We start from the raw sequence: 9,322 nt of genomic DNA, 5'->3' as shown, positions 1-9,322 counted from the left end.
TCGCAGCGGACCATTTTGAGGCACCAGTCCCCGACGCCATTATGAGGCGGCACTGCCGACCTCGGAGAGAACCATGAACCCGATGAGATCAAAAACCCACTTGAATTAACGGCCGCAGATAGAGAACTGGTCAGAGCGTTGCCAAAGTCGGCTTTGTCTAAGGTTTGTGGCTGCTGTCATCGTGAGATGCAGCAGCCACAAACCTGACAAGGAGGAAAGCGCGGGTCAATTTCGGTGCTATGGGGATTGTGCGTTACGGCTGCAGCAGTCGATGCACTGAACGGCGGACCCTACGTCCTTGAGGGAGCGGACCAGTTGCGTTTCGCCGGCTGATATCGCCGGCTGATCTGTCGTCTCGGCTGGGTTTGTCCGGCACGTCTCGATGGCCAACATCACCTTTAGCTGCGGCAGGTTCAGATGCCCGGCATGGTCACGGCGATAGGCAGTGCCATGGGCACGGAAGACCTCCGCAACCTCCAGTTTGGGACGGGGCATGGAGACCCCGGCTCAACCGGGACCGGCCTCCCGGCGCACAAGCAGATCGAGTGGGCTGGTCACATCCCTGATCGTCTTGGTCGCCACCTTGGTGTAGACGGTCGTGGTTGCTGGCTTGGCATGTCCCAGCAGGACCTGGATCACCCGGATGTCGGTTCCACCCTCGGGCAAGTCATCGCAAAGAAGAAGCTCAGCACCGTGAGCCGGTTGTTGAAAGCCGGCGCGCCGACGCCGCGCTCCTGCATATCGAGCTGGAAAGCACGCAGTTCCTCCGGTGTCGCGGCGTCCGGCGCGTGCCCAATGAACCGCGTGAAACCGCGCATCGCGCGCAGATACATTGTCTGCGTTTTGGGCTGCAGACCCTTGATCCGCATATCTTCCAGAAACCGCTGGCGCAGCGCGGGAACATATTGATCTGACATCAAAACCTCCTGTCATCAGATTGAGAAAGTCCCAATCATCAGACAGGCGCGCCCATCCGCAAAATCACACCGCTCAAATCGGCGCACAGCACCCGCCACAAGCGCCCATACCGCGAAAGCGGTTTCGTCCTCGTCCGCGAAGCAGACTTCAGGTCAGCATTTCTGGGTGTAAGTTGCCGAAAACCCAAATCGGTTCGATCCGGCGCAGGCAAAGGTGCGCGATACTCCCGGCGCCACCGGTCTGCGAGGGTACATGAGTTTCGCTCAGTATGATCATAAGGATTTCGATCCTTACCCCCCCTCGCTGCGGGGCTTGGGATCGGTTACAAACAGGCAGGTCGCGGACAGGGCCTATTCTGTCGAAAATCAGCGCTGCAGGGTGCAGGGCGGTCTGTAGACAGGGTCAAAAGAGATAGGAATCAACAGATGCCGGAAGTGACCATCGTTTATTGGCGTGACATTCCCGCACAGGTGATTGTCGGCAAGGGCCGTCGCGGCTCCAAACGCCCGCTGCCGGAACGGTTCGAGCAGGCCATCGACCGGGCCGCAATGAAAGTTGGGGCGGAGGATACGGACGCCTATCTTGCGGAGTGGCGCAAGGCGGATCCCGTCACGATGGAAGGCACGCCCGATGAGATTGCCGATGCTGAGGCCGCGCGGCTGGATGCCGAATACGACCGTGCCCGGATCAAGGCGCTGATTGACAACGACGGCTGGGCCTGACCCTGCCGCCTCTCTTTGACACTGTTCTTTCGGGAAAGGATCGCCTCATGGCTCTGTTGAACTTCAAGCGCAAGGAGGCCTCGCACGCCCCTCCGCATGTCGAGGCGTTCCTGCAGGACTATTCGATCGAGGTCATGCCGCGCACGGCGGAAAAGGTCGAAGATTTCCGCGATCTGCTGCCCGCCGGCACGCGGGTCTATGTCGCCCATATCGAAGGCACGCCCATCGCGGACATGGTGGCGACGGCAAAACGCCTGGCATCGGACGGCTACCGGGTCATGCCGCATTTTCCGGCCCGGATCATCAAGGACCGCGCCACCCTGGCGGATTGGATCGCGCGCTACCAGGGCGAGGCTGACGTCAAACAGGGGCTGCTGCTGGCGGGTGGTGTCGAAAAGCCCCATGGCGCGTTTGACAGCTCCATGCAGCTGATGGAGACCGGTCTCTTTGACGCGGCGGGATTTGAGCGCCTGCATGTGGCCGGGCACCCCGAGGGCAACCGCGATATCGACCCTGACGGCTCCATGACACATGTCAGCGAAGCCTTGCGCTGGAAGAATGATTTCCAGACCCGCACCGATGCTGAGATGGCCATCGTCACCCAATTCGCCTTTGACGCCAAACCGATTATCAGATGGGTGGACAGCCTGGCCGAGGACGGCATCACGCTGCCGGTTCACATCGGGATCGCGGGACCGGCAAAGCTTCAGACCCTGATAAAATTCGCCATCGCCTGTGGTGTTGGCCCCTCGCTGAAAGTGCTGCAGAAACGTGCGATGGATGTCACCAAGCTGCTGCTGCCCTATGCGCCGACAGAGGTGATCGCGGAATTGGCAGCGCATAAGGCGGAACACCCCGAGTTCAACATCACCAATGCGCATTTCTTCCCTCTTGGCGGCATCAAGACCAACGCCACATGGGCGATTGAAAATGGCGGTGACGCCGCAAAACCGGCAAACGCCTGACCCAAGGACGGACCCCTGATGACCAAGACCATTGTCGAATCCAAAACAAAGACCGCGATCATCGGGTTTGATCAGCCGTTTTGCGTAATCGGGGAGCGGATCAACCCGACAGGCCGCAAGAAACTCGCCCTTGAGCTTGAAGCCGGTGATTTTTCCACCGTGGAGGCGGACGCGATTGCCCAGGTTGCCGCGGGGGCCACCGTGCTGGATATCAACTCGGGCGCGGTTTTTTCCAACAAGATGGCCGAAGATGCCCGCTACGCCGACAACAACTTTGTCGAGCCGCCGCTGATGAAAGAGCTTGTCGAGCGGGTGCAGGCCATCGTCGATGTGCCGCTGTGCATCGACAGCTCGGTCCCCGGCGCGCTGGAATCGGGGCTCGAAGCCGCCGAAGGCCGCCCCCTGCTCAACTCCGTCACCGGCGAGGAGGAACGCCTTGAGATCGTGCTGCCGCTGGTCAAGAAGTATAACGTGCCGGTTGTGGCCATCTCGAACGACGACACCGGGATTTCAGAGGATCCCGACGTGCGCTTTGCAGTGGCAAAAAAGATCGTCGAACGCGCGGCTGACTTCGGCATCCCGGCGCATGACATCGTGGTCGATCCGCTGGTGATGCCAATCGGTGCCATGGCCACGGCTGGCCAGCAGGTGTTTACACTGGTGCGGCGCCTGCGCGAGGAACTTGGGGTCAACACGACCTGTGGGGCCTCGAACATCAGCTTTGGTCTGCCGAACCGTCACGGCATCAACAACGCGTTTTTGCCCATGGCGATGGGCGCGGGCATGACCTCTGCGATCATGAACCCGGTCGCCCTGCCCGTGAATGCGACCAAGATAGAAGCCAAAAAACGTGAACTGGCCGAGGTCGGCATCGTCTTTCCGGAGGATATGGATCTGGAGCTTTTTTGCCAGCTCACCGGGATTGGCTCCACCAAGCCGCGCGCCGGCAAGGAAATGGAAGCGATTCGGGCTGCAAACTTCCTGACCAACAATGATCCGCACGGATCGGCCTGGATCGAATTCAACAAGGTCGCCCCGAAACCGGGACAGGAAGGTCGCGGCCGTGCCGGGCGCAGTGGTGGACGCCGCCGCCGCGGATAAGCCCGAAAGACACGATAGAAGATGCCCCGCTGCTTTTTCAGCGGGGTTTTTTGATGCGCCCTCGAGATCCACGCGCGATCCGGTTTGATCCTTTTTGTGTCTTTGAGATGAAAATGCATCGCGAGTAACCCCGTCTTAACGGACTGACCCCTAGAACCTGTTCATCCAGCGATCAGCAGATTTGGAGGCAGCAATGCACTTTTTGGAAACGACCGATGCACGAGGGCAAAGATGACCGAACCCCTGATGCTCGCCCCAAAACTGGACCTTGCTGCGGCCTCCGGTCTGATGGCCACGCTGCGGGATCGCTCTGACGACGAGGTTGTACTCGATATGTCCGAGGTCAAGCACCTGGGCGCGCTCTGCCTACAGGTCTTGCTCTCGGCAGCGGTCACGGCGCATCAGCAAAAGCGCAAAATTTCAATTGTCAACGCATCGGATCGCGTCGTCGATCAGATGCGCCTGATGGGGATGACACCAGAAGCGATCACAAGGGGCCGCCAATGACTTTGGAAATCCTAGCCGTAGACGATAGCCGCACCATGCGCGACATGATCCGTCTTGCGCTACTGCCTGCAGGCTTTAACGTGCACACCGCCGATGACGGGGTGCATGGCATCGAGGTGCTTGAAGGCATCGAACCTGACGCAATCATCACCGATATAAACATGCCACGGATGGATGGTTTTGGCTTTATTGACGCTGTGCGCGGCCAGGACAAACACCGGGCAACCCCCATTCTGGTGCTCACAACGGAGGCAGCCCCCGAACTCAAGGCGCGCGCGCGCACCGCCGGGGCAACAGGCTGGATCGTAAAACCTTTTGATCCGACAAAGCTCATCAAAGCTTTGCAAATGGTTGCTGGGTAAGGGGCTGAATATGACTGATTCCAACGACCCAATGGCAGAGATCCGCGCCTCATTCTTCATTGAATGTGAAGAGTTGCTCGAGGCGCTTCAAGACGGGCTGCAGGCGCTCGACGAAGGTGCCACAGACTCAGAAACGATCAACGTCGTCTTTCGGGCGGTACACTCCATCAAAGGCGGTGCTGGCGCATTTGGCCTCGAGGCGCTTGTGCGCTTTGCCCATCGGTTTGAAACGGCTTTGGATGAGGTGCGCGCCGGTCGCATGTCCCCCGATGGCAATGCATTAAAACTCTTCTTCCAGTGCGCCGATCATCTGTCAGATCTTGTGCGGGTCAGCCGGGATGCCGGTCCCTTGCCGGAAGATGAAACCGGGAAACTTCTCGCACAACTGGATACTCTTCTGGGCGATGAGGGCGGTAGCGCTGGCGAAGAAGAGGCAGAAGAAGACATCGATTTCCAACCTGCGACCTTGTCATTCGATCTGGATCTCGGGGGTGACGAAGACACAGACCTCCCTCCGCTTGATATCGAACCAATTGGTGAAGAAAGCAAAAGCAAGTTTCTCATCAAGTTCAAACCAGAAAGCGAGCTCTTTGAAACAGGGAATGAACCTTTTCACATGCTGCGTACGCTGGACAGCATGGGGGAATGCATCTTTACCTGCCACACTGAGAATCTTCCCGCCCTGGACGAGCTGTCCCCCGAAAGCTCCTATCTGTATTGGACGGTTGAACTGATCGCGGATGTTGAAATCGCGGAAATTACATCAGCCTTTGAGTTCGTTGAAGGTCTTTGTGTTTTGGAAATAACCCAAGACGCAGATGTGTCTCAAACCTCAGAGACTGACGCGGAAGTTCTCTCCGACACACCGGTAGACTCGTTGAGTGACAGTTTGGACATAGAACCAGAAACTCCCGATCCCGCACCTCAACAGGTCGTCGAGACCGAAGCAGAGGAAAAGAAACCTGCGCCGGAAGCAGCGGCACCTTTGGCAGAAAAAGATGTGAAAACCGCTCAGAAAGCGGCCCCGCCCGCAGCCCCCGCGAAATCCGTGGTGCGTGTTGATCTTGACCGAATTGAACGGCTGGTGAACCTCGTAGGAGAGTTGGTTATCAACCAGGCGATGCTGTCGCAGAGCCTGGAAAGCTCGGGCCTCTCTCCACACTCTGATGCAATGAATGGTCTCGAAGAATTTCAAAGACTGACCCGCGATATACAAGACAGCGTAATGATGATCCGCGCACAGCCCGTCAAATCGCTGTTTCAACGCATGTCGCGGATTGTTCGGGAAGCGTCAGCGGCGGTCGGAAAAGACGTGCGGCTTATTACCGACGGTGAAGGCACCGAAGTCGACAAAACCGTCATCGAACGGCTCGCAGATCCGCTGACGCACATGATCCGAAATGCCGTTGATCATGGATTGGAGTCTTCTGAAGATCGGATTGCCGCCGGGAAACCAGCTCAAGGTCGGGTCAACCTGACAGCGGCACATCGTTCAGGCCGCGTGGTCATTGAAGTCTCTGATGACGGCGGCGGCATCAACCGACCGAAGGTATTGCAAATCGCGACCGATAAAGGGCTGATTGCGCCTGATGCCAATCTGTCGGAGACAGAGATCGACAATCTTCTGTTTTTGCCGGGCTTTTCCACCGCCACGGTTGTTTCCGATCTATCGGGTCGCGGTGTCGGGATGGACGTTGTCCGCACCGCAATTCAGGCATTGGGTGGTCGGATCACGATATCTTCAACACCGGGATCAGGTACAACCTTCTCGATATCCCTTCCTCTTACACTTGCTGTTCTAGATGGAATGGTGGTTCAGGTTGCAGATGAGACCTTGGTGTTGCCACTCAACGTTGTGATTGAAACACTGACACTAAGTAAAAACGATGTGGAAATGGTTCGGCCCGGAGCGCATGTTGTACGTGTTAGAAGCGGCTTTGTACCACTTTTCGATTTGGGCAAGGAATTGGGATACAGAGCGCCGATCGAGGACTACGAAGGATCCGTCGTCCTGCTAATTGCCCATGAAGACGAGGGGCGTGCCGCGATCATAATCGACAGCATCCAAGACCAACGCCAAGTCGTCATTAAGGGGTTGGACGATAGTTTCTACAGAGCACCTGGGATTGCTGCCGCAACTATACTGGGCGATGGCCAAATTGCTCTAATCCTCGACACCTCAGACATAATTTCAAATGCAATCGGCTCCCCCGGAGCACCGCAGAGCCAAAATCTAGCAGGACTTTCGGCATGACAGAAAAAGAATCTCATACGACCTTGGAACTTCTGACCTTCCGACTCGCTGATCAGGAGTATTCGCTTGACATCATGTCGGTGCGGGAAATCAGAGGGTGGACACGCACGACACCACTGCCTCATGCCCCAAGCTACATGAAAGGCGTCATAAACCTTCGAGGCACCGTTCTTCCGGTCATGGATCTGTCTCAGCGTCTCGGTTTGGCCCCACGAGAGCATACGGACAGAAATGTAATAATTGTGGTGAACCATAACGACATCATGACAGGATTACTGGTTGATGCCGTCTCTGATATCATTGCTTTGACAGCGGACGATCTGCAACCGCCGCCTGAAATGCAGTCACAGTCCGGAGCAAACGTTGTTAGCTCATTGACCTTGATTGACGAAAGAATGATCCGGGTGTTGGATTTGAGCTCGATCATAACTGAAGTGCAAAGCACGGCAGCGTGATGTCAAAAGATATGAAAACAATGGCCATCGATCCCAAAAGCTTTGAGGCGATCGCAGATCTTGCATATCGCGAAAGCGGTTTGCAGCTCGTTGTGGAAAAAGCATCCATGATACAATCCCGACTTCGGCACCGGCTAAAGGCAGTAGGAACCGATAGTTTTGCCAGCTATGCCGAGCTAGTATGCTCAGATGAGGGCCTGGATGAGCGTCGTCAAATGATCTCGGCGCTTACGACAAATGTTTCTCATTTTTTCAGGGAGAGTCATCATTTCGAGTTATTAGGTCAAAAAATTCTGCCGGGATTGATAGATAAGTTACGTGCAGGGAGGCGCTTTCGAGTCTGGTCTGCAGGCTGTTCAAACGGACAGGAAGCATATTCGATAGCCATGACCATGCTCGAAACGTTCCCCGAGATGGCCAAAATGGATGTTAAGATTCTAGCAACGGACATTGACCCGAAAGTCGTAAGTTTTGGAAGGTCAGCAGTCTATCCGGAGCGCTTAACAACGGGCATACCGAAGAATCTCAAAGACAAGTATTTCTCTGTTCAAAAAGGCAAAGAAGGTGACGAATATACTGCAAGTGAGGCACTAAAATCGCTTGTTGTCTTTAAGGAGCTCAATCTGCTTTCTAACTGGCCAATGAAACAGAAAATGGATGTGGTTTTTTGCCGAAATGTCGTGATTTACTTTGACGCCGATACTCAGGACAGGCTTTGGCCCAGATTTCATAGCTTACTAAATTCAGATGGCCATCTTTTTCTTGGCCACTCCGAACGCATATCCGAACCCAGCAATGCCGGGTTTATAAACAACGGCCCCACTTCTTACAGGCCAATCGTCGCGAAACGCTGATAACTCAACCAAAAGGAAGCGGTAAATGTCTCTTAGAGATAAAATTAGAATTATGGTTGTGGATGATATGTCGACCAGTAGAGGACTCATCACCCAAGCATTGGACGCGTTTGGCATCCGGAACGTGATGACCGCAGAGAACGGGAAAGATGCCTTGAAGGCTATAACCGTCAGTCCTGTGCATTTGGTTATCTCTGACTATAACATGCCTGAAATGGATGGTTTGCAACTCCTCCACCATTTAAGGGCGACACCAAAGACGAAAGGTGTGGGTTTCATTTTGATTACAGGGCGGGCTGAGCAACAGATTGTTGATCACGGAAAAAAACTTGGAATGAACAACTATCTAAAAAAGCCCTTTGAGCAAGCTGGCTTACGCAACTGCATTGAAGCGGTGGTTGGGCGCCTTTGAGTATGGACACTTTCCCTCAAGATCCGTTGTTTATGTGGAGCACTTTGCAAAAATTATCTGTGCATCTGGATATGCTCGCCGGACAAGTTTTTGAGGCTGAAGAGGCAATAGGAAACCTGCTGGCGCCAGGTTCTCAAACGCGGACACTACCAATTACTCGACTTCAGTCATTGGATTTCACACGACAATCGCTAGAAGATTGCGCATTACTGTTGCATTTTCTGAGCAACGACAAAAGTGCCGCCTTAGTTCAGATATCCGATAGTTCGGTCTTGCAAGACAAGCTCAAATTGGCTGCAACAAAAAACCTGCTTACTACTCACCACACCAACGATGGTTCTGAGAGTAAGGGAGAAATTGATTTCTTTGAATGACGGCTAATTCTGTAGGAACTGAAATCTATTTAGCTCTAGGGAAGTGACCTGCCCCTCGAAACTTCCCTTGGCTTAATGTAGAGTTCGTTCAACTTTTGCACTGCTCCCCTTGTTTGGACCACCCGGCTGGAGATTTTCGGGGTGTTTGGCTCAGGGTGCTTGTTGCATGTCTTAGCCATTCATCAGCGAGATCGATGGGTTGTTCCTGGTGGCGCATGCGGTCTTTCTTCGTTGTAGATGCTATGTGGGTTCTCTGCGGGTGGAGTAGCCCCGTGAAAGTGGTCCACCAACTGGGATAGATTATCCCGTAAATTGGAGGATCAGCAATGGCTGGGAAACGAGAGAAGCCGGAAGAGATTGTATCGAAGCTTCGGCAGGTTGAAGTTCTGCAAGGACAA

At 54.8% G+C, this 9,322-nt stretch carries 12 protein-coding genes and 1 pseudogene; 10 read left to right on the top strand and 3 right to left on the bottom strand.

Annotation, left to right across the window (positions count from 1 at the left end; translation table 11 throughout):
- Positions 1-366 precede the first annotated feature (366 nt).
- From H7847_RS27385 to H7847_RS26070, 3 genes and pseudogenes are all read right to left on the bottom strand, one after another.
- Positions 367-495, bottom strand: a pseudogene (locus H7847_RS27385) (IS91 family transposase); the annotation flags it as partial.
- 12 nt (positions 496-507) lie between these two features.
- On the bottom strand, positions 508-639 hold the full coding sequence (locus H7847_RS26915) for a hypothetical protein (RefSeq protein ID WP_264479735.1): 132 nt from the start codon (positions 637-639) through the stop codon (positions 508-510).
- Positions 636-917 carry a site-specific integrase gene (locus H7847_RS26070; RefSeq protein ID WP_227272555.1) on the bottom strand — a complete coding sequence of 94 codons (282 nt, stop codon included), beginning with the start codon at positions 915-917 and terminating at the stop codon, positions 636-638. Before H7847_RS26070 ends, H7847_RS26915 begins: the two co-directional genes overlap by 4 nt.
- A gap of 426 nt (positions 918-1,343) precedes the next feature.
- Here H7847_RS26070 and H7847_RS26065 point away from each other — a divergent pair, with 426 nt between their 5' ends.
- From H7847_RS26065 to H7847_RS26020, 10 genes are all read left to right on the top strand, one after another.
- Positions 1,344-1,640: a virulence factor gene (locus tag H7847_RS26065; RefSeq protein ID WP_227272553.1), complete on the top strand. Its 297-nt coding sequence runs from the start codon at positions 1,344-1,346 to the stop codon at positions 1,638-1,640.
- A 47-nt stretch (positions 1,641-1,687) separates the two neighbouring features.
- A complete protein-coding gene (locus tag H7847_RS26060) occupies positions 1,688-2,605 on the top strand; it encodes a methylenetetrahydrofolate reductase (protein ID WP_227272551.1) in 918 nt (305 codons plus the stop codon).
- Positions 2,606-2,623: 18 nt separating this feature from the next.
- A complete protein-coding gene (locus H7847_RS26055) occupies positions 2,624-3,706 on the top strand; it encodes a methyltetrahydrofolate cobalamin methyltransferase (protein WP_227272549.1) in 1,083 nt (360 codons plus the stop codon).
- Positions 3,707-3,937: 231 nt separating this feature from the next.
- Positions 3,938-4,213 (top strand): STAS domain-containing protein, encoded by a 276-nt coding sequence (locus tag H7847_RS26050; protein ID WP_227272547.1) that lies wholly within the window; start codon positions 3,938-3,940, stop codon positions 4,211-4,213.
- Positions 4,210-4,575, top strand: coding sequence for a response regulator (locus H7847_RS26045; RefSeq protein ID WP_227272545.1), 366 nt, complete (start codon positions 4,210-4,212; stop codon positions 4,573-4,575). Before H7847_RS26050 ends, H7847_RS26045 begins: the two co-directional genes overlap by 4 nt.
- Positions 4,576-4,585: 10 nt before the next feature.
- Positions 4,586-6,829 carry a chemotaxis protein CheA gene (locus tag H7847_RS26040; RefSeq protein ID WP_227272543.1) on the top strand — a complete coding sequence of 748 codons (2,244 nt, stop codon included), beginning with the start codon at positions 4,586-4,588 and terminating at the stop codon, positions 6,827-6,829.
- Entirely contained in the window at positions 6,826-7,284 is a 459-nt protein-coding gene (locus H7847_RS26035) for a chemotaxis protein CheW (RefSeq protein ID WP_227272541.1), read from the top strand. Before H7847_RS26040 ends, H7847_RS26035 begins: the two co-directional genes overlap by 4 nt.
- 20 nt (positions 7,285-7,304) lie before the next feature.
- Positions 7,305-8,138, top strand: a complete 834-nt coding sequence (locus H7847_RS26030; protein ID WP_227272540.1) for a CheR family methyltransferase — start codon at positions 7,305-7,307, stop codon at positions 8,136-8,138.
- A gap of 25 nt (positions 8,139-8,163) precedes the next feature.
- On the top strand, positions 8,164-8,550 hold the full coding sequence (locus tag H7847_RS26025) for a response regulator (protein ID WP_227272538.1): 387 nt from the start codon (positions 8,164-8,166) through the stop codon (positions 8,548-8,550).
- Positions 8,551-8,552: 2 nt separating this feature from the next.
- The gene (locus H7847_RS26020; protein WP_227272536.1) at positions 8,553-8,924 is read left to right on the top strand and encodes a hypothetical protein; all 372 of its coding nucleotides are present in this window, start codon (positions 8,553-8,555) and stop codon (positions 8,922-8,924) included.
- Positions 8,925-9,322 lie beyond the last annotated feature (398 nt).

Source organism: Roseobacter weihaiensis (assembly GCF_020622345.1).
Classification (GTDB): Bacteria; Pseudomonadota; Alphaproteobacteria; order Rhodobacterales; family Rhodobacteraceae; genus Roseobacter; species Roseobacter weihaiensis.
Note: the sequence above shows the minus strand (reverse complement) of the source record. Positions and strands in the feature narration are given on the sequence as shown.

Bases quoted from the DNA above. Each gene is read 5' to 3' on its own strand.
- H7847_RS26070 (WP_227272555.1), bottom strand. From the start codon at position 917: ATGTCAGATCAATATGTTCCCGCGCTGCGCCAGCGGTTTCTGGAAGAT.
- H7847_RS26065 (WP_227272553.1), top strand. From the start codon at position 1,344: ATGCCGGAAGTGACCATCGTTTATTGGCGTGACATTCCCGCACAGGTG.
- H7847_RS26060 (WP_227272551.1), top strand. From the start codon at position 1,688: ATGGCTCTGTTGAACTTCAAGCGCAAGGAGGCCTCGCACGCCCCTCCG.
- H7847_RS26055 (WP_227272549.1), top strand. From the start codon at position 2,624: ATGACCAAGACCATTGTCGAATCCAAAACAAAGACCGCGATCATCGGG.
- H7847_RS26050 (WP_227272547.1), top strand. From the start codon at position 3,938: ATGACCGAACCCCTGATGCTCGCCCCAAAACTGGACCTTGCTGCGGCC.
- H7847_RS26045 (WP_227272545.1), top strand. From the start codon at position 4,210: ATGACTTTGGAAATCCTAGCCGTAGACGATAGCCGCACCATGCGCGAC.
- H7847_RS26040 (WP_227272543.1), top strand. From the start codon at position 4,586: ATGACTGATTCCAACGACCCAATGGCAGAGATCCGCGCCTCATTCTTC.
- H7847_RS26035 (WP_227272541.1), top strand. From the start codon at position 6,826: ATGACAGAAAAAGAATCTCATACGACCTTGGAACTTCTGACCTTCCGA.
- H7847_RS26030 (WP_227272540.1), top strand. From the start codon at position 7,305: ATGGCCATCGATCCCAAAAGCTTTGAGGCGATCGCAGATCTTGCATAT.
- H7847_RS26025 (WP_227272538.1), top strand. From the start codon at position 8,164: ATGTCTCTTAGAGATAAAATTAGAATTATGGTTGTGGATGATATGTCG.
- H7847_RS26020 (WP_227272536.1), top strand. From the start codon at position 8,553: ATGGACACTTTCCCTCAAGATCCGTTGTTTATGTGGAGCACTTTGCAA.